Source organism: Acinetobacter sp. YH16040_T, assembly GCF_024605785.1.
GTDB classification, from domain to species: Bacteria; Pseudomonadota; Gammaproteobacteria; order Pseudomonadales; family Moraxellaceae; genus Acinetobacter; species Acinetobacter amyesii.
Genome location: NZ_CP094541.1, coordinates 2,617,112 through 2,641,163, shown reverse-complemented (window position 1 = coordinate 2,641,163; position 24,052 = coordinate 2,617,112). Strand labels below are relative to the sequence as shown.

At 41.7% G+C, this 24,052-nt stretch carries 23 protein-coding genes; 12 read left to right on the top strand and 11 right to left on the bottom strand.

Features of this window, described 5'->3' with window-relative positions; genetic code table 11:
- The first annotated feature begins 76 nt into the window (after window positions 1–76).
- The 3 genes from acpP (at window position 77) to MST16_RS12895 (ending at window position 2,367) form a co-directional block, all read left to right on the top strand.
- Entirely contained in the window at window positions 77–313 is a 237-nt protein-coding gene (gene acpP, locus MST16_RS12905; RefSeq protein ID WP_078190054.1) for an acyl carrier protein, read from the top strand.
- 191 nt (window positions 314–504) lie between these two features.
- Window positions 505–978, top strand: coding sequence for a peptidoglycan-binding protein LysM (gene lysM, locus MST16_RS12900; protein ID WP_180008199.1), 474 nt, complete (start codon window positions 505–507; stop codon window positions 976–978).
- 108 nt (window positions 979–1,086) lie between these two features.
- A complete protein-coding gene (locus MST16_RS12895; RefSeq protein ID WP_180011965.1) occupies window positions 1,087–2,367 on the top strand; it encodes a hypothetical protein in 1,281 nt (426 codons plus the stop codon).
- Window positions 2,368–2,411: 44 nt separating this feature from the next.
- Here the strand turns inward: MST16_RS12895 and hemJ are convergent, their stop codons facing one another.
- Together hemJ and MST16_RS12885 are read right to left on the bottom strand one after the other, a co-directional pair.
- Window positions 2,412–2,864 (bottom strand): protoporphyrinogen oxidase HemJ, encoded by a 453-nt coding sequence (gene hemJ, locus MST16_RS12890; protein WP_180011963.1) that lies wholly within the window; start codon window positions 2,862–2,864, stop codon window positions 2,412–2,414.
- A gap of 68 nt (window positions 2,865–2,932) precedes the next feature.
- The gene (locus MST16_RS12885) at window positions 2,933–4,162 is read right to left on the bottom strand and encodes a beta-ketoacyl synthase N-terminal-like domain-containing protein (protein WP_111885033.1); all 1,230 of its coding nucleotides are present in this window, start codon (window positions 4,160–4,162) and stop codon (window positions 2,933–2,935) included.
- Window positions 4,163–4,435: 273 nt separating this feature from the next.
- On the opposite strand from MST16_RS12885, the gene MST16_RS12880 reads away from it, so the two are divergent.
- From MST16_RS12880 to rimI, 7 genes are all read left to right on the top strand, one after another.
- Window positions 4,436–5,896 (top strand): EcsC family protein, encoded by a 1,461-nt coding sequence (locus MST16_RS12880; RefSeq protein WP_180011961.1) that lies wholly within the window; start codon window positions 4,436–4,438, stop codon window positions 5,894–5,896.
- A gap of 155 nt (window positions 5,897–6,051) precedes the next feature.
- Window positions 6,052–6,426 (top strand): 30S ribosomal protein S12, encoded by a 375-nt coding sequence (gene rpsL, locus MST16_RS12875; protein ID WP_000246374.1) that lies wholly within the window; start codon window positions 6,052–6,054, stop codon window positions 6,424–6,426.
- 178 nt (window positions 6,427–6,604) lie between these two features.
- Window positions 6,605–7,075 carry a 30S ribosomal protein S7 gene (rpsG, locus tag MST16_RS12870; RefSeq protein WP_005011815.1) on the top strand — a complete coding sequence of 157 codons (471 nt, stop codon included), beginning with the start codon at window positions 6,605–6,607 and terminating at the stop codon, window positions 7,073–7,075.
- Window positions 7,076–7,206: 131 nt separating this feature from the next.
- Complete coding sequence (gene fusA, locus MST16_RS12865; RefSeq protein ID WP_180004228.1) at window positions 7,207–9,342, top strand: elongation factor G; 2,136 nt, start codon at window positions 7,207–7,209, stop codon at window positions 9,340–9,342.
- Window positions 9,343–9,435: 93 nt separating this feature from the next.
- On the top strand, window positions 9,436–10,626 hold the full coding sequence (gene tuf, locus MST16_RS12860; RefSeq protein WP_180002848.1) for an elongation factor Tu: 1,191 nt from the start codon (window positions 9,436–9,438) through the stop codon (window positions 10,624–10,626).
- Between the two features lie 216 nt (window positions 10,627–10,842).
- A complete protein-coding gene (locus MST16_RS12855; protein WP_078193116.1) occupies window positions 10,843–11,724 on the top strand; it encodes a metal-dependent hydrolase in 882 nt (293 codons plus the stop codon).
- A gap of 117 nt (window positions 11,725–11,841) precedes the next feature.
- Window positions 11,842–12,300 (top strand): ribosomal protein S18-alanine N-acetyltransferase, encoded by a 459-nt coding sequence (rimI, locus tag MST16_RS12850; RefSeq protein ID WP_180010018.1) that lies wholly within the window; start codon window positions 11,842–11,844, stop codon window positions 12,298–12,300.
- Window positions 12,301–12,384: 84 nt separating this feature from the next.
- Here rimI and MST16_RS12845 read toward each other — a convergent pair whose 3' ends face one another.
- From MST16_RS12845 to trxB, 3 genes are all read right to left on the bottom strand, one after another.
- Complete coding sequence (locus MST16_RS12845) at window positions 12,385–13,200, bottom strand: arginyltransferase (protein ID WP_078190044.1); 816 nt, start codon at window positions 13,198–13,200, stop codon at window positions 12,385–12,387.
- Between the two features lie 21 nt (window positions 13,201–13,221).
- Complete coding sequence (aat, locus tag MST16_RS12840; RefSeq protein WP_180010019.1) at window positions 13,222–13,953, bottom strand: leucyl/phenylalanyl-tRNA--protein transferase; 732 nt, start codon at window positions 13,951–13,953, stop codon at window positions 13,222–13,224.
- Window positions 13,954–14,064: 111 nt separating this feature from the next.
- Window positions 14,065–15,018, bottom strand: a complete 954-nt coding sequence (trxB, locus tag MST16_RS12835) for a thioredoxin-disulfide reductase (RefSeq protein ID WP_111885274.1) — start codon at window positions 15,016–15,018, stop codon at window positions 14,065–14,067.
- Between the two features lie 252 nt (window positions 15,019–15,270).
- On the opposite strand from trxB, the gene MST16_RS12830 reads away from it, so the two are divergent.
- On the top strand, window positions 15,271–18,384 hold the full coding sequence (locus MST16_RS12830) for a DNA translocase FtsK (RefSeq protein ID WP_180010020.1): 3,114 nt from the start codon (window positions 15,271–15,273) through the stop codon (window positions 18,382–18,384).
- A 41-nt stretch (window positions 18,385–18,425) separates the two neighbouring features.
- Here MST16_RS12830 and MST16_RS12825 read toward each other — a convergent pair whose 3' ends face one another.
- On the bottom strand, window positions 18,426–19,322 hold the full coding sequence (locus MST16_RS12825) for a LysR family transcriptional regulator (RefSeq protein ID WP_180010110.1): 897 nt from the start codon (window positions 19,320–19,322) through the stop codon (window positions 18,426–18,428).
- A 104-nt stretch (window positions 19,323–19,426) separates the two neighbouring features.
- On the opposite strand from MST16_RS12825, the gene MST16_RS12820 reads away from it, so the two are divergent.
- Window positions 19,427–20,329 (top strand): AEC family transporter, encoded by a 903-nt coding sequence (locus MST16_RS12820; RefSeq protein WP_180010021.1) that lies wholly within the window; start codon window positions 19,427–19,429, stop codon window positions 20,327–20,329.
- Between the two features lie 77 nt (window positions 20,330–20,406).
- Here the strand turns inward: MST16_RS12820 and MST16_RS12815 are convergent, their stop codons facing one another.
- The 5 genes from MST16_RS12815 to MST16_RS12795 form a co-directional block, all read right to left on the bottom strand.
- Entirely contained in the window at window positions 20,407–20,694 is a 288-nt protein-coding gene (locus MST16_RS12815) for a PA4642 family protein (protein ID WP_067766167.1), read from the bottom strand.
- A 287-nt stretch (window positions 20,695–20,981) separates the two neighbouring features.
- Complete coding sequence (gene minE, locus MST16_RS12810) at window positions 20,982–21,254, bottom strand: cell division topological specificity factor MinE (protein WP_078190039.1); 273 nt, start codon at window positions 21,252–21,254, stop codon at window positions 20,982–20,984.
- 2 nt (window positions 21,255–21,256) lie between these two features.
- On the bottom strand, window positions 21,257–22,069 hold the full coding sequence (gene minD, locus MST16_RS12805) for a septum site-determining protein MinD (RefSeq protein ID WP_067670152.1): 813 nt from the start codon (window positions 22,067–22,069) through the stop codon (window positions 21,257–21,259).
- 65 nt (window positions 22,070–22,134) lie between these two features.
- Window positions 22,135–22,854, bottom strand: coding sequence for a septum site-determining protein MinC (gene minC, locus MST16_RS12800; protein ID WP_078193110.1), 720 nt, complete (start codon window positions 22,852–22,854; stop codon window positions 22,135–22,137).
- Window positions 22,855–22,979: 125 nt separating this feature from the next.
- Window positions 22,980–24,044 carry a preprotein translocase subunit SecA gene (locus MST16_RS12795; RefSeq protein WP_373683471.1) on the bottom strand — a complete coding sequence of 355 codons (1,065 nt, stop codon included), beginning with the start codon at window positions 24,042–24,044 and terminating at the stop codon, window positions 22,980–22,982.
- Between the last annotated feature and the right edge of the window lie 8 nt (window positions 24,045–24,052).

The following is a 24,052-nucleotide window of genomic DNA, read 5'->3' as shown; positions in this document are numbered from 1 at the left end:
TATAAACTTTCAAAACGATTTAGATTCAATTAAACTAACGGCATTAAAAACGCCACAAGCAATGAGGAGAATTCCTGTGAGCGATATCGAACAACGCGTAAAACAAGCAGTAGCTGAACAACTTGGTCTTAAAGCAGACGAGATCAAAAACGAAGCTTCTTTCATGGATGACTTAGGTGCAGACTCTCTAGACCTAGTTGAATTAGTTATGTCTTTCGAAAACGATTTCGACATCACTATTCCTGATGAAGATTCAAACGAAATCACTACTGTACAATCTGCAATTGACTATGTTTCTAAGAAACTAGGTTAATTTTAGATTTCAGCGATGCTGATTTAAAAAGCCACCATTCGGTGGCTTTTTTTATGCTGAATATTTTGTTTTTACATTAGCTTACGTTTCTGTCACCAACAACAACTCAAAAGCGGTTATTTTTTAGCTATAAAAATAGAGTTTGAACAATAGTTAAATTATTTAAAACAGTAAAACCAACGGAGAAAAACATGGGTCTTTTTGATTTTGTAAAAGGAATTGGTAAAAAAAATACAGCGCCTGCAGAACCTCAGGCAGCGCCAGCAACACCTTCTGAACCATCTGCACAAGAAATTGCCAATAAGTTATTGGGTCATATCAAAGCACTGGGCTTACCTGTAACTGGCTTGTCTGTGAGTTATAACGGGACTTCAGATCTAGCAACAGTGAAAGGTCAGGTGCAAAGCCAAGCAGATCGTGAAAAGATTATCTTGGCGGTAGGGAATATTGATCATGTGGCGCAAGTGGATGATCAGTTGACTGTAGCAACGCCAGAACCAGAAAGTAAATTTTATACAGTTAAATCAGGCGATAATCTTTCTAAGATTTCTAAAGAATTTTATGGTGATGCAAATCAATACAATAAAATTTTTGAAGCAAACCGTCCTTTGCTAAAAAATGCCGATGACATTTTCCCAGGTCAGGTGCTTCGTATTCCTGCATAAATATTTGTGTTTAAAGTAAAAAAAGCCATCTTGTGATGGCTTTTTTTTGTATGCGTGAATGGTGAAGTTGAATATAATGCGGCTGAAATAATTCAAAATAAGAAATCAATGAAACAAAAAATCATCTTTATTTTCTTGCTGTTGCTTGCAGTTGTTGTGTGTTTTTGTCTTTGGCTGCGGTGGGATGAGCGTATTGATCCTCGGGTGCTCAAGTGGCAGCAGTCTGAAATTTCTTATCATTCAAATTACACACAAGAGCCGTATTTTAACTTGCTTGGGCTGAATGCCGCAGATCGGTTTTCGGCATTGAATGTTGGGCGCTATCGTTATCATCAAGATTGGGCATTTAGTTTGTTGGGGCAAGAGCATCAGAATGTATTGGGCCAGCCATTGAATGCGAAGCTAACACGTGAAAAGTGGTCAGAAGAACAGACGAATTTAGTTGCGGAGTTTCAGCAATTGCTGGTCGATGATCCTAATGCAGCTAGCGCATTTGTTGTTGAGCATCATCAGGTGCTCGGTGCGCTGATACAGCAAGAAAAGGTGCCGTTGCAGCGCTTTAACACATGGTTGCAGCATGCAGGCCAATACCGCAGTTTAAGTATGCCGAGCAATTCCGCATATCCAGACTTTAAGTATTTAAATCAGTTGGTGATCCTTTATCAGATCAATATTGCGTTAAATAAAGAGGATAAGCTGGATGCATATATGGCTGAATATCAAAGATTGCAGCAGATGCTTGAGCGCCCGATCTCATTGGTTGAAAGGATGCTGATTCAAAGCTGGCTGGCACGTTATGTTCGAATTATACGTAATGAGCAATTAAAGACTGGACAAGTTGTTTATTTAGAGCCTTTAAGTGCCAGTCAGTTAAGTTTGCGCTCAGCAGCGCAATTGGAAGCCTATGGCGTATATGCGGTGTTGAAGCAGGTGCAGCAATTATCGGACTGGAATACCTCGTTGATGTATTGGTTGTATTTGCCAAATCAAACTGCAAATCAATTGTTTAAGCAATATGAAGAGGCGGCACAGCTATCTGAGCTTTCTTATGATTCGTTTAGGATGCAGGCTGGTCAAAAACAGGGACAGTATTCATCTTGGCATATCAAAAACTATTTGGGCAATACTTTGTCCAATATAGAGGGGGTGCCTTGGGAGCGCTATGTGCTTGCAGGGCACATTTTGAATGATCGTATTATGATTTTTAATTTGTTGAATCAGGGTGCGATTGATTTAACGCAGTTGAATCAAAATAGCCACGGCCGACGTTTCTTTAAGAAAGAGGGGATGTTGTGTGCTGAAGTGCCGTATCCGCGTGAGCAATTTAGAGCACACAATTGGAATATTTTAGATAGCTGTGTGCAGTTGCAGTTTTTGAATATTAAATAAGATAAATAAAAAGCCCCAATGAGTAGGGGCTTTTTTACAGTTGTTTAGAAGCTTGGCTTCACCACAACTAAAATAACCACCGCAAATAAAATCAAAGTGGGCATTTCATTAAAATAACGCCAGAACTTATGCGACTTATAATGTGCATTTTCGATAAGCTTTTTACGGTAATAACCACATACAAAATGATATATCACCAATAGTCCAACCAATCCCACTTTTAAGTAGAACCAAAGCGCTTCATGGTAGTGTCGTGTTGCATCACCCCAATCGACGAGGAAGTGCGCCGTGATCAGTGTAGCAATCATTGCAGGCCACATAATGCCACGGTATAGCTTGCGTTCCATGATTTGAAAGCGCTGATGACTCGTAGCATCATCACTCATAGCGTGGTAGACATAAAGGCGAGGGAGATAGAATAGCGCTGCGAACCAGCAAACAACTGAGATAATATGTAATGCTTTGACCCAGAGGAAAGCATCTGATGGAGCATCCATATATTGACCCTTAAAAGGGCGGTGGGTGTGTGCTTTGGCACCAAAGCGCCAAAGCAGCAAACTTTATATTAAGCTTCCCATTTTTTGAAAACGAGGCAAGCGTTTACACCGCCAAAACCAAAACTGTTACTCATCACAGTATTCAATTTTGCGTCACGTTTTTCAAGTACGATATCAAAAGGTTTTGCACCTTCGTCAAGTTCAGTCACGTTGATGTTTGGTGCAATAAAGTCATTTTGCATCATCAAAATAGAATAAATCGCTTCTTGTACACCTGCAGCACCCAGACTGTGACCGGTCATCGATTTGGTCGAGCTGAGCGGAGGAACTTGCCCTTCACCGAAAGCACGCTCCATCGCTTTAAGTTCAGTGACATCGCCTGCCGGAGTAGATGTACCATGTGTATTAACATAGTCGATGGTATCTACACCATGTTGTTTAGCTTCTTCTAAAGCCATAAGGATACAACGCGTCGCACCTTCGCCCGATGGTGCAACCATGTCAGCGCCGTCAGAATTTGCTGCATATCCGACAACTTCAGCCAAAATGTTTGCACCACGTGCTTGAGCATGTTCAAGTGACTCTAGTACAACGAAGCCACCGCCGCCAGCGATCACGAAACCGTCACGGTCAGCAGAGTAAGGGCGGGAAGCAGTTTCAGGAGTGTCATTGTATTTTGAACAAAGTGCACCCATTGCATCAAATAAAAGACTTTGTGACCAATGGTCTTCTTCACCACCACCAGCAAGCATTAAGTCTTGTTTGCCTAATTGAATCAAATTGTATGCATAACCAATGGCATCTGCAGATGTTGCACATGCGCTAGTAATGGTGTGTGCAATACCTTGCATTTTAAATGCAACACCCACGTTTGCAGTAATGGTGTTGGTCATATTACGTGGTACAAAGAATGGACCAACTTTACGTGCACCTTTGGTGTCTAGAAGTTCTTTCATTTCAACAACAGATGCAGTTGAACCACCACCTGACCCACCCGCAATACCGTAACGTGGATTACCACCGATTTGTTCTGCTGTTAAGCCTGCATTTTCTACCGCAGCCAAAGCTGAGTTGTATGCATACATTGCGCATACGCCCATAAAGCGTTTTAAACGGCGGTCAATACCGTCAAAGTTTTGTTCTGCAGCCGCACTGACATGACTTTTAAAATTAAGTTCAGCATAACTTGGGTTGAAACGTGTTCCAGAAATCCCGTTTTGCAAAGAATGAGTGACATCTTCTAATGTATTACCAATGCATGAGTTGATGCCCATACCAGTGATTACAACACGTTTCATCTACAGATCCTTTATAGGTAGTGTGTGAGCAAGCTATAGAAAGTATACGAAGGAAACTTTCTAAATAGGCGAACTCATATAATTTGATTGGAATAATGATAGCAGAAAGCTTTTTGAATTCTTATGGCAAATCCTATGCCTATTGTTGACTGAGCTAATTTGCAACTTTGCAGCAAAAAACTTAACTTAAAGATACATATTCAAGTTGTGATAAAGTTTGACTACACCTAGTATTTATCAATAATTTCAAGAATAGTTTTAATGAGGTAGGGAATGGTGAAAACGAATAATAAACCAACGGCAGGTCTACTCTCAAACGCCTTTGGAGTGGCTAAAAAGCTCAGTTCTACTGGGGTGTCCATCATTAATCATGTCGCACCCGAATCCGTAACTAAGGTCATTCAACCTCAAAAAAATGGTCAAACCTTGGAGGGTCAGTCAAGGCAAGCGGGCGTATTTGATGTAAAAAAATATGATAATCCTCAGCAAATCTTACGTGAACACGTTCCAAATGTTTCTAGACAATTATTCGGTCGACATTTTAATACTGTAAATAATGTGGCTAATTTTGTTGCTCCTCAATTTAGTGACAAAATTTCTGATTATTTATTTGATCGACTGAATCATTTTAGTTCGGATATTTCATCTGTAGATGCTGTACTGGATGAAGCTGGGGTACGTGATTTAGAAGAGTTGACACAAGATGTCGATCGTTCGCGTCGTATTAGTCAGGCTCTGGGTGAGCAAAATAAATGGATTGCTTCGATTCAAGGGGCTTTAACAGGTGCGACAGGTGTCATTGGTTCAAGTATTGATATCCCTGCTTCACTGATTATGACTCTGCGAGTGATTTATCAAGTTGGACGTTCTTATGGTTTCGACTTAAGCAAAGAAAGTGACCAAGATATTGTTCAGTTTATTTTTAAACAGGTCGACTTGAGTTTAATTGCAGAAAAACAAACTTTGCTTATGGCAATAAAAGCTCTGAGTAGTACGCTACAAAATAGTGATTTGCATCAGTTGCAGCAATTGGTGGGTTCAGATACTGATGCAGCAGCATTGAAAAAATATGTACTAGATGAAAATGGTCAGTTTAAGTGGGCATGGCTCAATCAAATGCCAAAAGTTTCATTGTTAAATCAGCTATCACGATTATCTCCTGTGGCGAGTGTTGGTGTAAGTGTGGTGTATAGTCGCCGTTTAGTGGATGAAGTGAATCAGAAGGCACAGCAAGTCTTTTCTAATGCGCGCCAATATATTTTGCAGCATCAGGATATTAGCTTGTCACCTTTACATGCCTATGAGCGTTCTCTTGAGTTGCTTGCTCAAGCAACACCTAAATTACTAGAAGGTATTAAGGCGAAAGATATTGATTTGGCTGAGCCTGTACTAGATGAGACCATAGATGTTACAGGTCATGAGAGTATCCGCGCAGTAAAAGTCACTAAAAAAGCACAAGTTAAAAACTCTGATGCAGCTGAAGTGGAAGTAGAGCAGGAACAAAAAGTCTCAGAAGGTTTGGAGGCACTTGCGGAGAAAGTTGTTGAGCCTCATGCACCCGGGGCTGCGCAAAAACCTGCTTTAGCTGAAAAAGATGAGTTTGATGTGTTGGAATCTGTACAGCAGGAGGATGTCCCAGTGGAAAAAGCTGCACCCAAAACTAAGCCGCGTAAAGCCAAAACAGCAGCCGTAGATAAAGTTACAAAAAAATCAGCAGATTCTTCTGAAAAATAAACTATTTATTTGTGGGTGAAAAATTGCGCAAATCATGATGAATAAATGTTTTCGATGATCGTATATTGTTGACCAATTTTAAGTCTTCGCTTACAATTGTATGCCCTCAAAAAGTAGTATTTTTTGGGGCTTTTTATTAACGGGAGAATTGCCAAATGGCAACAACAAATCAGTTGATCCGTAAGGGTCGTACAACTTTAGTTGAAAAATCTAAAGTTCCTGCGTTGAAGGCTTGTCCACAACGTCGTGGTGTTTGTACACGTGTTTACACAACTACACCTAAAAAACCTAACTCAGCAATGCGTAAAGTTTGCCGTGTTCGCTTAACTTCAGGTTTTGAAGTTTCTAGCTACATCGGTGGTGAAGGCCATAACCTACAAGAGCACAGTGTTGTTCTTATCCGTGGTGGTCGTGTTAAAGATTTACCAGGTGTACGTTACCATACCGTTCGTGGTTCTTTAGACTGTGCTGGTGTTAAAGATCGTAACCAGTCTCGTTCTAAATACGGTGCTAAACGTCCTAAGAAATAATCTGAAAAGATTAACTTCTTAGTTCGTTAGAACTGCAATCCTTTATCGTCTCGCTTGTCTGATTTCTGCATTTTTTGTGAAAATTCCAAGCGACGTATAGTAAGGCCAGCGAAAGCACATGACACTTTGTGCACCTGCTGGAGTAACCTGAAGTGTCATATTTATTAGGTGTATTAAAATGCCAAGACGTCGCGTAGTTGCTGCCCGTGAAATCCTTCCGGATCCTAAGTTCAGCAGCCAAACAATCGCTAAATTCATGAACCACGTAATGCAAGATGGTAAAAAATCTATTGCTGAAAGTATCGTTTACGGTGCTTTAGACCGCGTTCAAGAAAAATCTAAAGTAGACCCAGTTGAATTTTTCGAGACTACTCTTGAAAAAGTTCGTCCTATGGTCGAAGTAAAAGCACGCCGTGTTGGTGGTGCTACATACCAAGTGCCTATGGAAGTACGCCCATCCCGTCGTACTGCCTTGGCTATGCGTTGGTTAGTAGATGCTGCTGCTAAGCGTTCTGAAAAAACTATGGCTTTACGTCTTGCTGGTGAGTTGCTTGATGCAGCTGAAGGTAAAGGCGCAGCGATCAAAAAACGTGAAGATGTGCATCGTATGGCTGAAGCCAACAAAGCCTTCTCTCATTACCGTTTCTAAGCGGATAAAACAGCCCCTATTCAGGAGGGTGACAAATCAGTTGTCACTGTTTTGTCATCGAATCGCTTTAAGTTGCTATGCAGCTTAAAGCGTCCTGTTTTAAACAACAAAATTTAGGAATGCTAGAAATCATGGCTCGTCAAACCCCAATTTCTCGTTATCGTAACATTGGTATCTCTGCGCACATTGATGCTGGTAAAACTACCACTTCAGAACGTATTTTGTTCTACACAGGTGAGAGTCACAAACTTGGTGAAACTCACGAAGGTTCTGCAACTACAGACTGGATGGAACAAGAGCAAGAACGTGGTATTACTATTACCTCAGCGGCAGTAACATGCTTCTGGAAAGGGATGGGTAACCAATTCGAACAGCACCGTATTAACGTAATTGATACCCCAGGACACGTAGACTTCACTATTGAAGTTGAACGTTCTATGCGTGTTCTTGACGGTGCATGCATGGTTTACTGTGCTGTAGGTGGTGTACAACCTCAGTCTGAAACTGTATGGCGTCAAGCAAATAAATATAAAGTTCCACGTATTGCATTCGTGAACAAAATGGACCGTACTGGTGCGAACTTCTTCCGTGCTGTTGAACAAGTTAAAACACGTCTTGGTGGTAATCCAGTGCCAATCGTTGTTCCAATCGGTGCAGAAGAAAACTTCCAGGGTGTTGTTGACCTAATCGAAATGAAAGCGATTATCTGGGACGAAGCGTCTCAAGGTATGAAGTTTGAATATGGCGAAATCCCTGCTGAATTAGTTGAACTAGCTAACGAATGGCGTACTAACATGGTTGAAGCTGCTGCGGAAGCATCAGAAGAACTCATGGACAAGTACCTTGAAGAAGGTGAGTTAACTAAAGAAGAAATCGTTTCAGGTTTACGTGCACGTACATTGTTGAATGAAATTCAACCAATGCTTTGTGGTTCAGCGTTCAAAAACAAAGGTGTTCAACGTATGTTGGATGCTGTAATTGAATTCTTACCTGCGCCGACTGATGTCGAGGCGATTAAAGGTATCCTTGACGACAAAGACGAAACTGAAGGTTCTCGTGAAGCGTCTGACGATGCTCCGTTCTCTGCGCTTGCGTTCAAAATCATGAACGACAAATTTGTAGGTAACTTAACATTCGTACGTGTTTACTCTGGTGTGCTTAAAGCAGGTAGCCCTTGCTATAACCCAGTTAAAATGAAGCGCGAACGTGTTGGCCGTATCGTACAGATGCACGCAAATGACCGTCACGATATTGAAGAAATTCGTGCGGGTGATATCGCAGCATGTGTAGGTCTTAAAGATACTACGACTGGTGATACATTATGTGATGAAAACAATGTAATTACACTAGAGCGTATGGAATTCCCAGAGCCAGTAATTGCGCTTGCGGTTGAGCCTAAAACTAAAGCTGACCAAGAAAAAATGTCTGTTGCTTTAGGTCGTTTGGCGAAAGAAGACCCTTCATTCCGCGTACGTACTGACGAAGAATCTGGTCAAACAATTATTGCTGGTATGGGTGAGCTTCACCTTGACATTATTGTTGACCGTATGAAGCGTGAATTCAACGTTGAAGCGAACATTGGTAAACCAATGGTAGCTTACCGTGAAACGATCAAAAAATCAGTTGAACAAGAAGGTAAGTTCGTACGTCAAACTGGTGGTAAAGGTAAGTTTGGTCACGTATACGTACGTTTAGAACCACTTGCTGAAGATGCTGGCAAAGATTACGAGTTTGCTGAAGAAGTTGTAGGTGGTGTAGTACCTAAAGAATTCTTCGGTGCGGTTGACAAAGGTATCCAAGAACGTATGAAGAATGGTGTCCTAGCTGGTTATCCAGTTGTTGGCATCAAAGCGACATTGTTCGATGGTTCTTACCATGACGTCGACTCTGACGAATTATCGTTCAAAATGGCGGGTTCTTACGCATTCCGTGACGGTTTCATGAAAGCAGATCCTATCTTGCTTGAACCAATCATGAAAGTTGAAGTAGAAACTCCAGAAGACTACATGGGCGATATCATGGGTGACTTAAACCGTCGTCGTGGTCTTGTTCAAGGTATGGACGATTTACCTGGTGGTACTAAAGCTATCCGTGCAGAAGTTCCACTTTCTGAGATGTTTGGTTACGCAACTCATATGCGTTCTATGTCTCAAGGTCGTGCGACTTATTCTATGGAATTCGCTAAATACGCTGAAACACCACGTAACGTGGCTGAAGGCATCATCGCTAAGTTCCAATCTGGCGGTAAAAAAGGTGACGACGAGTAATCTTTCGATTACTATAAGCCCAAACTAATTCATAGTTAAAAACCAAATGCTCATGCAGTATCCCTGCATGAGTAGTTTAAAAAGGAAGATCTCATGGCTAAGGCTAAGTTCGAACGTAATAAGCCACACGTTAACGTGGGTACAATTGGTCACGTCGACCACGGTAAAACTACTTTAACAGCTGCAATTGCAACTGTATGTGCAAAAAAATTCGGTGGTGAAGCGAAAGATTACGCTGCAATCGACTCTGCACCAGAAGAAAAAGCACGTGGTATTACAATTAATACTTCACACGTAGAATACGATTCTCCGATCCGTCACTACGCTCACGTAGACTGCCCAGGTCACGCCGATTATGTTAAAAACATGATTACTGGTGCTGCACAAATGGATGGTGCGATCCTTGTATGTGCTGCGACTGATGGTCCAATGCCACAAACTCGTGAACACATCCTTCTTTCTCGTCAGGTAGGTGTACCTTACATCGTTGTATTCCTAAACAAATGCGACCTTGTGGATGACGAAGAACTTCTTGAATTAGTAGAAATGGAAGTTCGTGAACTTCTTTCTACTTATGACTTCCCAGGCGACGACACTCCAGTAATCCGTGGTTCTGCTCTTGCAGCGCTTAATGGTGAAGCTGGTCAATACGGCGAAGATGCTGTGGTTGCTCTTGTTGAAGCTCTTGACTCTTACATCCCAGAACCAGAACGTGCTATCGACCAAGCATTCCTTATGCCAATCGAAGACGTATTCTCAATTTCAGGTCGTGGTACAGTAGTAACTGGCCGTGTTGAAACTGGTATCGTGAAAGTAGGCGAAGAAGTTGAAATCGTTGGTATTAAAGATACAGTTAAAACAACTGTAACTGGCGTAGAAATGTTCCGTAAACTTCTTGACGAAGGTCGTGCGGGCGAGAACTGTGGTGTTCTTCTACGTGGTACTAAACGTGAAGACGTTCAACGTGGTCAAGTACTTGCTAAACCAGGTACAATCAAACCGCATACTAAATTCGACGCAGAAGTATACGTACTTTCTAAAGACGAAGGTGGTCGTCATACTCCATTCCTTAACGGTTACCGTCCACAGTTCTACTTCCGTACAACTGACGTAACTGGTGCAATCGCGCTTAAAGAAGGCGTTGAAATGGTTATGCCTGGTGACAACGTAGAAATGTCAGTAGAATTAATCCACCCAATCGCAATGGACGCTGGCTTACGCTTTGCGATCCGTGAAGGTGGCCGTACAGTTGGTGCTGGTGTAGTTTCTAAAGTAACTGCATAATCACTAAATGTGTGTAAAAAAGCGCCTCTTTGAGGCGCTTTTTTTTATGCTTATTCAATGTGATAGGGAAATTGTCTGACAATATTTTTTAAAGCTGTCCTTTAGTGATAATTCACTGTCCTTAACTGAAATAATTACGCTTCAATAAAACCGTAATATGAAATCAAGAAAACCAATAAAAGTTTGAGTATTTCATAACTCAAAAAGGAGTTAGGCATGAACGCTAAAGTAAAGATTACTAATCGAGCAGGTGCAAGTTTCCCTGTACGTCGCATGAATTTTGATTTTGATGCGGTACCAGAGTACTGGATGAACGGCTCAGCTGGTTTGACACATTTTATGACCGCATTATCTGCTTTATTTCCAGCGGGTGAAATGTTCTTTATTGATAGTGTGCGTGCCGTACGTAAACACCCAGCAATCGCAAATAATGAAGCCCTACAAAAAGAAATTAGTGCTTTCATTGGTCAAGAAGCGATGCATACGCAAGAGCATGAGGGTTTTAATGCTTCTGCACAAAAATACGGTCATGATGTCGAAACGCTTGATAAGGCAACGGGTCGTGTTATCCAAGGTGTGCGCAAAGTCTTTGCACGTATTGGTAAACCTGTCGGCATTACACAAGAAATGGTGGATCTAACCGCAACCACGGCACTTGAGCATTTCACTGCAACCATCGCTTCACAGTTATTGGTTAACCCGCATATTCAAGCCTTAATGACTGATGAAACCATGAAAAATATGTGGTTGTGGCATGCGATTGAAGAAAATGAACATAAAGCCGTGGCTTATGATGTTTTTGAAGGTGTCTTTGGTCAGGGAATAAAGGCCTACGCACTCCGTACAGGTTCATTGATTGGCGCAATGGTGACTTTATTCTTCGTACAAAGTTATTTTGTCGCTCGTTTATTAAAAGAAGATAACAAGCTTAATTTTGAAGCATTAAAAGATATTTATACCTATGGTTATAGCCCTTCAAAAGGCATCATCACTGGTATGGGTAAAGAAATGCTGATGTATTTTAAACCAGGTTTTCACCCGAATGATTTAGATACTTCTGGTTTGTTAAAAACGTGGAAAGCATATTTGGGTCTCTAATCACAGCGCTGTGGTGACTTTTTCAGAAGGGCGATGTAAATCGCTCTTTTTTTTATTCAACTTTATAGACAAACTTTTTATAATGCGCATACCCTAGCTATAGAAAGATAAACGAAGATGATTCGTTTGATGCAAGACGCTGATGTCCAGCAGGTTTACGATATCGAGCGCCGCGTACAAAGCCATCCTTGGACCATAAAACAATTTCAAGAATCGATTGCTGCCTATCAAAGTACGGTGATTGAGCGACAAGGAAAAGTTGTAGGTTTTTGCATTTTACAACCCGTTCTAGATGAAGCAAATTTATTGTTAATGGCGATCGATCCGAGCCAGCAAGGCAAAGGATTAGGTTTTCAATTACTCGATGAATCTATTGCCTTACTCAAAAATAAACCCATTCAAATCTTCTTAGAAGTGCGAGAAGGTAATCATCCAGCGATCCGTTTATATGAAAAAGCGGATTTTCATCAAATCGATTTGCGAAAGAATTATTATCCAAATGCCGATGGAACTCGTGAGCACGCCATTATTATGGTGAAGACTTGTGGTGATGATTTTGCAGCTTTATTTAAATAAAGCGGTGAAGAGTGATCAAATTTAAAGAAAGCATTCGTGAATAAACGGATGCTATTATATCGAATATCTTTTGTTTGATCCCTTTTATTTAATAATAGGATTGTTCCAGCCGGAAGGTAAGGTGGTCATCAGGGAATCCCCCAGTTGGCTAATTTCTTCTTGGGTCAGTGGTCGGTTGAGTCGACGCCATTGTCCATCAAGCAGAAGTTCCAGTGGAATGTACTGAGATTTATAATTCATTTTTTGCGAATCGGGCACCCAATAGCCCAAGTAGACATATTGCAGTCCAAGCTTTTGTGCATGCTCGATTTGTTTCAGAATGGCAAAAGTCCCTAGTGAGCGACGGCTTTCATCAGGATCAAAAAAGGTATATACCGCTGAAATACCATCATCGAGGGGATCACAGGTAGATACACTGATCAGTTGCTCATCTAACCACAGCTCTAAAAAGAAACTGTCAGTGCAGCTATTAATTAAAAATTTTTCAAATTGATCTTGGCTAGGTGGGTACATATCACCATCAGCATGCCGCTCATTAATGTAGCGTTCGTACAGCGCATAATGCTTTGCATCGGCATCTTGAGGGCGGCTAATTTTCACCGTTAAATCTTGATTCCGTTTCCACGCTTTTTTTTGCACGCTGTTCATTTGAAATTCATGAACAGGAACGCGAGAGGACAAACATTGGCGACAAAGATGACATTCAGGGCGATAGACAAAATCACCACTACGACGAAAACCCATGCGGGAAAGTTCAGATAATGTGACCACATCAATACGATGGACAGGATCAAGAAAGACCATCCGAGCAGATTTATTTTCTAAGTAGCTACAATCATGCGGAGGCGTGATGTAGTACTGTAATTCGTTCAACAGGGACTTCGGTTGATAGGAATTCATCGTAATATCCCTCTTTTATTGTCATGCGCTGAGACTCGCCCATTGCGCTATTGTTTTACTTGAAAATACACTGTCCTGATACTTTTTCCAATCGATTGATGGTTGTTTAACAACATCTTGTAACGAATTAAGGTATTGTTGGCGAGAAAGTGTACTCGCACCTAAGCTTAAGAGGTGATCGTTGACCAATTGGCAATCAATCCATGGCAACTGATTCTCTTGCCCGATGAGCATTAAGGTGTAAAACGCCATTTTAGAGACATCTGTTCGTGTACTGAACATAGACTCACCAAAGCAGCCATGGCCAATATTGACGCCATAGAGGCCTCCGACAACAGTCTCATTTTCCCAAACTTCAATGCTATAAGCATAGCCTGCTTCAAATAGCGCAGAATATCCCTGAATGATATCTTCTGAAATCCATGTTTCATTGGCATAACTACGTGGCAGTGAACATGAGAGAATCACAGTTTCAAACGCACGATTAATGGTGATCTTATAGTCCATTTTTTTCATGCTGCGTAATAACGATTTGCTCGGATGATAGTCCTGCGGTCGAATAATGCAGCGGGGTTCAGGACACCACCAACAAATCGGATCACCTTCACTGAACCATGGGAAAAGACCGTGACTATAGGCTTCAAACAGTGTGGAAGGGGAGAGGTCAGCACCGATGCAAATTAAGCCTTCACCTTCGGGATCGCATTCAACAGGATCGGGGAAAGTAAATTCAGAAGGAGGGAGTATCGGCATGCCAAGCTTCTTATTGAGGTACACGGATATTTATCATACATAAAAAAGCCGACCATCAGGTCGGCTAATTTTTTAAAATTATTTAGCTAAGCAAATGAATGAAGCAAAAGATTATTCGCCGAGTGCATCAAGGTATTTTTCAGCATCGAGTGCAGCCATACAGCCTGAACCTGCAGAAGTAATCGCTTGACGGTAGATACTATCGGCAATATCACCCGCAGCAAATACACCGGGAATAGACGTTTGTGTTGCGTTACCTGCGGTGCCACTTTGAACTTGGATGTAGCCGTCACGTAAGTTTAATTGGCCTTCAAAAATACCGCTGTTTGGTTTGTGACCAATAGCCACAAACATACCAGTGACATCAACATTTTGAGTTGAATCATCTTGCGTAGATTTAATACGTACAGAAGTCACACCCGTCGTATCACCAATCACTTCATCCACTTGGTGATTCCAGATGATGCTGATTTTACCTTCTTTTTCTTTTGCAAAAAGATGATCTTGCAGAATTTTCTCTGATCGTAAAGTGTCGCGACGGTGTACAAGAGTGACATGAGAAGCAATGTTTGAAAGATAAAGCGCTTCTTCCACAGCAGTATTACCGCCCCCGACAACCATTACTTTTTGGTTTTTGTAGAAGAAACCATCACAAGTTGCGCAAGCACTTACACCTTGACCCATAAATGCAGCTTCAGATTCAAGACCTAAGTATTGCGCAGTTGCACCTGTACAAATAATCAATGCATCACAAGTGAACTCTTCCATATCGCCTTTAAGTACGAATGGACGAACATTGAGGTCAACTTCGTTGATATGGTCATACACTATTTCTGTGCCAAAACGTTCAGCATGCGCTTGCATTTGTTCCATTAGGGCAGGGCCTGTTAAACCTTCTGCACCACCTGGCCAGTTGTCTACTTCTGTCGTTGTAGTCAATTGACCGCCTAATTGAATACCTGCGATGAGTGTCGGTTTCAGGTTCGCACGGGCAGCGTATACCGCAGCGCTATAACCTGCAGGACCAGAACCTAAAATAATTAGACGTGAGTGACGAGCGCTCATCCGTAGAATCCTTTTTTTATATGATAATTTGTGGAATTATACGTCAAAGTTTGAAACGATTGTGTGAGATTAAAGTCGATATTATTGATCATCGAAATCGTTTTGAGCTATATACAATAAAGTTAACAACTATACTTAAATTATCTTGCATCTTTTTTATTGAACAGGTGCATAATAACAGGTTTAGATTCAGCCCATTTTGTTGTGGGTAATGACAAAAACATTCATGAAGAATTGGTTACAGGAACGTATATGACAGCGGTGTCGGGTGCATATGCACAGCGCTTAATAATGACATTATTCCTTGTTTCATTTGGGATATATCTGTTCCTTGCAACAGTCACATATACGCCATTTGATCCGGGATGGATGCATTTATCCAGTGATACTCAGCAAGTTTCAAATGCCAGCGGCGTCGCAGGCGCATGGATAGCTGACTTACTCTATGGATTTTTAGGTTGGGCAAGTCTGCTGATACCTGTCTATTTATTTCTCGAAGCAATTCAAGTCTGGTGGCCACGTAGTTTTCTAAACCGTCCATTTCGCTATGCCGCTCAGTTCTTTATTTTACTGGCAACTTCAAGTTTACTTTTCCTATTTTGGAATGTTCCCGAAGATACTTTAGAAAATGCATCGGGCGGGATTATTGGTTATGAACTGGGTCAAAGTCTTGAACAAATTTTAACGGTCTATGGTGCAGCAATATTTCTTATTGCATTTTGGATCATGTTGTTCACTTTGGCCTTTGGCATCAAGTGGAATAAGACATGGGCAACCATGAAATCGACACCGGCTTATCTCCAAGATTTGTTCTATCGCAATGTCCCTGAAGGAGATACTGCTTTTGACCGTACCGTACCATCTACTAAAAAAGGCAGTGTGACTACTAATGTATCAAAAGTGATTGCACCAGTCACACCCGCCCATGAGCATCATGCTGTAGAGGTTGACCCTGTAGTACGTGATCGTGTTGCTGAGCGTTTATTTGATGATATTGCTGATAAAGAATGTGCAGACAAAGAAGGCAATGCACAGCATTTATCTACGGTAAATTCGCCGGAGACTGCTACACCATCCGATGAAGATTTTGAACATACTTTGGAGAAAGTGCGTCAGCTTGAGCAAGATCAACAACGTGTTGTTGCGACGGGAGAGGTTTGGCGTGCCTTGCATTCAAATGATGACCAACGGCACAAACAAGATATTGATGCTTTACTGAAAGCTGCAGAAGAAGAGCAGCCTGCCAATCAAACTGAATATTTCAACAAAGCAGCAGATGTGCATTTGACTTCTCCGACAGAAGCGGCGCCGGCAGTTAAAAAATCAGTGGATTGGGATGATGATGAAATCTTCGATGAGCTGTTAGCCGCTGTTCCAAATGGTAAAACAGCGACTGATGTGCATAGCCCATTTAATACAGCACAAAGTGAAAGTCCTGCAACGCATTCAAATGATTTTGCAACAGGTACTACTGCAACTGTTGTAGGATTAGGTGTGGCAGCTGCACAAACGACAACGCTCACCACACCGAAAAATATCGGTGCTGAAGCTGAATTTAATGATCTCGATGATTTGCTGGTTGAAGAAGCAGAGCGAGCAATAGAACAGTCACAACCGGTTCGTACAACCAGTAGTTATGCGCAATCTACGCCTTTGGTTCGTGCTGAAATCAATACGCAGCCACAGACTTTTATATCTGACGATGAAAAAGCGTTAATCAGCTCGAATAAAGATGCTTTCCGTGAAGTATGGCAAGAAACAGCAGGTAAGCCTGAAGACATCGATTTAGATCTCGAAGATGATTTTGACTTTGATGCGCCTTTAACCGATGCCTCTGGTCGTCCAATGTCTCGTGCGATGCAAGTGGCACAAAAACGTTTGGATTTACCGACTTTGCCGGGATTGGAAATATTAGATCCTGTAGATCCGAATAAGAAAGTTAATTTTACCGCAGAGCAATTGTCTCGCTTGTCTGAACTTTTAGAAATTAAGCTGCAAGAGTTTAATGTCAAAGCTAAAGTTGTAGAAGCACAGCCGGGCCCTGTCGTGACACGTTTTGAACTAGATTTGGCACCCGGTGTAAAAGCATCGAAAGTGACCAATATTTCACGTGACTTGGCACGCTCAATGTCTATGGCTTCTGTACGTGTGGTGGAAGTTATTCCGGGTAAACCGTATATCGGGATTGAAGTCCCAAATAGTTCACGTGAAATGGTTCGTCTTATTGAGCTGTTAGAAACGCCGGCATACCGTGATCCAAATGCCTTACTTAGTATGGCGATGGGTAAAGACATTTCCGGTAATCCTGTCTTGGCAGATTTGGCGAAAGCACCGCATATGTTGGTGGCAGGTACCACGGGTTCTGGTAAGTCAGTCGCAGTTAATGCCATGTTGTTGTCGATGTTGTTGAAATATACACCTGAGCAACTGCGACTCATCATGATTGACCCGAAACAGTTGGAACTTGCCAACTATAACGATATTCCACATTTATTAACGCCTGTTGTAACCGACATGAAAGATGCGGTGAGTGCATTGAACTGGTGTGTGAATGAAATGGAGCGTCGTTATAAGCTGATGTCTTTGATGAAAGTGCGTAAGCTGACTGACTTTAACCGCAAAATTGAAGAAGCAATGGCCAACGGGGAAGATCTCATCGATCCAACTTGGAAGCCAGATGACTCTGCAACCCAAAGTCGTGCGCCACGTTTACAGCCTATGCCGTTGATCGTAATTGTTGCCGACGAATTTGCCGACATGATCATGCAAGTGGGTAAAAAAGCTGAAGAAATGATTACCCGTCTTGCACAAAAATCACGTGCAGCAGGGATTCATTTGCTGTTGGCGACGCAGCGTCCAACCGTAGATGTAGTGACAGGTTTGATCAAAGCCAATATTCCAACGCGTGCTGCGCTACGTGTCAACAGTAAACTGGATTCACGTACTATCTTAGACGCTGGTGGTGCGGAAGACTTACTGGGCCATGGTGATATGTTATTCCTCGGACCGGGGAAAATTGAACCTGAACGGGTACATGGCGCGTTTATTTCAGACGATGAAGTGAACCGTATTTGTGATGCATGGCGTGAGCGCGGTGAACCGAATTATGTCGATGAAATCCTCACGCCTTATGATGAAGAGCCGACATCTCGCGGTTTTGAAGATGGTGATGGCGGATCAGATCGAGATGCTTTGTATGACCAATGCGTTAGCTTTGTACTGGAAACTCGTAAAGCTTCTACTTCTTCGCTGCAACGTAAATTTAGCCTCGGTTATAACCGTGCTGCACGTATCATCGACCAAATGGAAGAAAATGGTATCGTAAGTAGTATGGGGCCAAATGGTAAACGAGATATCTTGGTCTAAGTCCTAAAACAAAAAACCTGCTTCGGCAGGTTTTTTTATTTTTAGATTGAGAACCTATCTTGGTAGAACATGGACTGGGCCAGTTCGATAAAGGCTTTGCAGGCAGGGCTCATGAGTTTTTGATTTTTTACGGCGAGTCCAATCTGCCGTTGGGTATTTGGAAAGAGTGGACGTTTAACCACATGTGGATGCAACGCCAACAGCTCAGTAGGCATCGCCATATCTGCAACAATAGCAATCCCTTCCTGTAAATTCACCATGTTTAAAATGGTTAACAGTTGCGACATTTGATAGGTAATTTTAGGTTGTATGTAGTGTTGTTTAAGCAGTTTTTCAACATGGGACTGGCTGCCTGCACGGGTCATAATAAAGGGGTAATTTTGCAGGTCTTGGATATCTAAATGACTGTGTTTGGAAACTGAATAACTATCTGGAATCAAGGCAATGAAAATGTCTTGAATTAAGGGGAAGGTGAACAGTTGCGGCTTAGGGAGTACGGCAAAACCAACATCAATCTGACGTTCAGAAATCCAACGAGACACTTCTGCATCGGTACCTTCTTCGACATAGATTTCAATGTGTGGATAGCGCTCTCTATATGCCTTTAATAGCTCTGGAAGCAGATGAATCGAACTAGAAGAACCAAAAGAGCCAATTCTCAGCGTTCCTTGTTGAATACCATGTGCGGCATGCACTTCTTGTTGCATGATTTGTGCCGTATTGATGATTTCTTTGGCATGCAGTAATAACTGCTGACCGATGTGGGTAATGCTAATTTCGCCTTGCTCACGGCTAAATAATCTGACATTCCAATGTTGCTCTAAACACTTTAGGGCATGAGAGACAGCTGACTGAGTAATTCCCAGCTGTCGAGCAGCGAGAGTAAAGCTTTGTTGTTCTGCGACTTTAATAAAAATTTCAAGCTGAGAAAATGTCATTGCCATGAGTAATTACTCATTTTGTTATGAGTCTAGATGAGGATTATATTGTGCTACATAAATGGTTAAAGATGAAATAGCTACTTTATTTCAAGGCGTACAGCATGAATATCGTCGTCGCATTGTTTCCCCTCGTTGCATTAATCGCGATGGGCTATGTGCTTAAATATACACAGTTTGTTCAGAATGAATTTTGGGCAAATTCAGAAAAACTCAATTACTACGTTTTATTTCCTGTGCTGCTTTTTTTGAATGTATCAGCCGTGCAATTGGATATGAACACTGTTTCACGAATGTTGACAGTACTGGTTGCGGGCACCAGTTTGATCAGCATTGTGTTGTGGGGGATCAAGCAGTTTATGCATATTCCCGTGAAGCGTTTTGGCGTGTATATCCAAAGTCATATCCGTTTTAATACCTATATTGGTTTGTCGCTCATGGGTGCTTTATTTGGCTCGACAGGCATGCAGATGTTTGCCATGTTAATTGCCGTTGCAGTGCCCTTAGTCAATATTATTTCAGTCTTGGCGTTTTCAAATTTAAGTGTGAAGCAATTGGGGCAGACCTGTCAGTCCATCGCAAAAAATCCCTTAATTTTAGGCTGTGTTGTAGGGGTGTTGTTTAATTTATCAGGTCTCACTTTATTTAATGGTTTACCCGAGCTGCTAAAAATATTGGCGGCAATGAGTTTGCCTTTGGGTTTATTGTCTGTGGGAGCGGCATTACAGTTTCAGCAAATGCGCGCCGATCTGCGTCGTTTAAGTTTAAATACGATAGGGCGTCTCATGTTAATGCCATGTATTGCTTATCTATTGAGTACTTGGATGGGTTTGACTGATTTTGAGCGGATGATTTTAGTGGTCTTTTTTGCTTTGCCAACTGCATCTTCGTCTTATATTTTGACACGCTATTATCAAGGTGATTCACAACTGATGGCGGCCATTATTAGTGTACAAACCATTGGTTTTGGCTTGATGTTTCCATTGCTCATATTGACCATGCATTGATTATGATGATATTCAATAATGCTAATTTTAAATCAGATAAAAAAGCCCACATCATGCGGGCTTTTTTTTACTCGAAATTAAGCAAATTTTGCCAATACTTCGAGGAAACCTGCGCTTTGACGTGGATATTGAGCAATCACGTCATGAATACGCTGACCTTCAGGATTAGTTGCGTTCACATCACGGCCATCGGCAACGAATTGAGTCAAAAGACGCTCATAGTCATTTGGACGCATATGTTTGAAAGCATGGTAAAGCACGTGAAAGTCGCCATTCACTCCTTCAGGAGGAAGCTGAGTAAGGTAGGCAAAAACACGCTCATCTGACCATTCTTCGTTGAACGTTGCTGGCTGAGATAATGCCATCGCAATCTCCTTGCTGGTTTAAAATACAAAAAGGCAAAAATGAGTACGCAAGTAAAATGGTTTTATTCGCCATCTCTAAGTTAAGCGACTCATTTTATGGTTGGATCTAAAGTTATTTTTTTTATCCCGTTTACTCGAAGCAAAGCTTTTGATCTAACAAAGGAATAAAACTAATCCAGCCCACTCGAAGCAAAGCTTCTCATCTTGCGGCTGGGTAAAGCAGCACTTTACTGATCCAGCCTCACATTTTGCCTTGATTCAATTTACTTGGCTAATCAGAATTCAGATTAACGTTCTTCAGGCAAATTGATATTCATTTCAAGCATTTCAATATTCGCTTCAGAACGAACAGACATTTGAATATGTTGCTCATCTACACCACGAACATAGCGGTTTACTACTTGCATGATTTCTTTTTTCATCATGTCAATCTTGTCTTGGCTGAGGCGTTTACCTAAACCATTTTCAGATGCCACGATGACTTTTAAACGGTCTTTTGCCGTTTGTGCGCTTGAGGGTTTCTCGTCGCTGCTAAAAAGTTTGCTCCAAAATCCTGCCATGATTACGCTCCAAATAGACGTGCTAACCAACCCTTAGGTTTTACCGTAATGTGACGGTAAGGGCGCTCTTCACCAAGGAAACGTGCAACAAGGTCATCATACGCTTGGCCAGCCGCTTCTTCTGTAAACAGAATCACTGGTTTACCTTCGTTTGATGCTTGTAGAACGCTTTTACATTCAGGAATAACACCTAAAGTCGGTACGCGTAAAATATCTTTTGAAATATCATCAATCGTCAACATCTCTTGTTTATCCGCACGTTCTGGATTGAAACGTGTAATACAGAGATGCTTACGGATACGACCTTCGTTTTGTTCTACTTTTTTGGTTTTGCTGTCGAGCATACCAATAATACGGTCAGAGTCACGTACCGAAGAAATTTCTGGGTTCGTCACAATGATCGCTTCATCAGCATGATACATTGCTAAAATTGCACCACGTTCGATACCCGCAGGTGAGTCACAAATAATGTAATCAAACTCTTGAGAAAGTTCGTCCATCACACGTGCTACACCTTCATCTGTTAACGCGTCTTTATCACGGGTTTGAGATGCAGGTAGAATGTAGAGATTTTCAATATCTTTATCGCGAATAAGCGCTTGTTGTAATCGAGCTTCGTTATTCAATACGTTTACAAAGTCATATACAACGCGGCGTTCACAGCCCATGATCAAGTCTAGGTTACGTAAACCCACATCAAAGTCGATCACAACAGTTTTGTGGCCGCGAAGGGCTAAACCTGTTGCAAAAGATGCGCTTGTAGTTGTTTTACCTACGCCACCTTTACCTGATGTTACGACAACAATTTTCGCCACCGAATCCACTCCTGTTATGGTTTAAATCCCCTTTTTTAATTAGGGGTTTGGTGATTATTTATACATTAAAATTGCAAAGCTTCAAATACTAGCTCTTGCTGGTCATTCAAATAAATATGTACTGGCTGTTTGACCACATGAGGTGGAATGTCATCAGCGACACAGTAAGTCCCTGCAATTGAAACCAATTCAGCTTCTAATGAATGGCAGAAAATACGTGCAGCCGTGTTCCCACCAGCTCCGGCAATGACTCTACCACGAGCACTACCATAAATATGTATATTTCCTGAAGCAATTACTTCTGAACCGCTATTAATACCAGCATTAATAATGATATCGCCATGGTCTTGGACTAAACATTGACCTGTACGTAAGATTTCATTGTGATACGACGTAGCATGACGAATGGTCGGTACTTCGACTGCAGCAATTTTATCTTCGGTTTTTTCTTCTGCAGGTGCGGGTTCTTCAACCACTTGTTCGCGTGTCGGTTTAACTTGTTGTAGTTTGCGATCCGCAGGAACTACGGGAAATTGGATAGCACGTGCTTGGTCCGATAGCGGACCTTCAGTGACACCAATCGGTTGAATTTCAATACTAATAAGTAGTTGAATCAGTGCAATTAGTTCTTGATCAACCGTACTTTCAATCACGGCTAATGTTCCGGGTGGAAAAGCCTTTTGGAACATTGGAGTAAGTTGCTGGCGGATCGCATCATGATCATTGGTATCGAGGTGAATGCGAATCGCATTGACCATTTTGCCTTTTATCCGTATATCAGCCATATTGAATCCTTGAGACTTCTAACTATTACTTTTGTGCCGAAGTAGTTATGTTGTAAATAGAGCAAATCCTAGAACAATTTGCATGAATACTCTAGCGGAGTTCGCAATTATTTTTGACTAAGTGTTTATTCTGTAGCTTGGTCCTGTTCCTGCATAATCTGCTGCCACTGTTTTACTTTCACTTGCTTACGAATAGCCTCTAGACTTTCAAAAACCGCAGAGCGAACCAACTCATCCAGCTGGACATTATTTTCGATTTCAATACGGCTAACACGCTGTGAAATGTCTAAATATAGATTGGGTTTTTGAGCCGTAGATGTATTGGGATAAGCCAATGGGGAAATTAAACCTTGGGTAATATTTTCACCCAAACGTTGCCCGATACTTTGAATCTGCTGTTCAATGCGGCTGCCAACGATTGGCACTAAGCGCAATAGCTGCGTGAGCTCGGGGGTATCTTCGATGGCCTGACTGACGATTTGTCCGACATTTTTGGCGATCAATTCACGTTCAGTACGTAGCTCTTTGCTTAAATTTTCTTGCAAAATCTCAGCTAAAACTTGGGTGAACATCTCACGGTGATGCTGCACAAGATTACTAATTAGGTCTTTATGGGTTGTACTGGTATTGAGCTCATGCTTAACACCATCTAACACGGTAAGTACCACACGATCTGACAGTTCTTCCATCACGACTCGATAGTAGAACAATGCCTTTTTCTGCCATGCAGAAGGCACGATTTGATAGCCCATTTCATACAGTCGATAAGCAATAATGCCCGCGCGAAATAAACGCAGGAAACGTAAATGCGGCACAATGGCTAAAATTTCGTACCAATGTATAAACGGGAAGAAGAACCAGCGCTGATGGTGCTTGTTGATGATGGCAATCGCCCAACGCACCAACAGTTCTACAATCAAAAAGATAATGAACCACGCTTCGGTGGTAATCACCCACGGATGCAAATGTTCACGGTAAAAACTCAGCACATCGGGCAGGTGGATACTGTTAAAGAACCAACTGCCAAGATTGCTCATGAGGAAAAAGTTCATGCACAGGCAGAACAAGTTAAAAACAATAATAAACACCATGAATATGTCATAAATCAAAAACAGTTTGAATGACCAACTGTTTGGATTGACATGATGATATTTAGATTTCTTGTTTTGCGGCATGCTGTTCTGCGACATAAAACTTC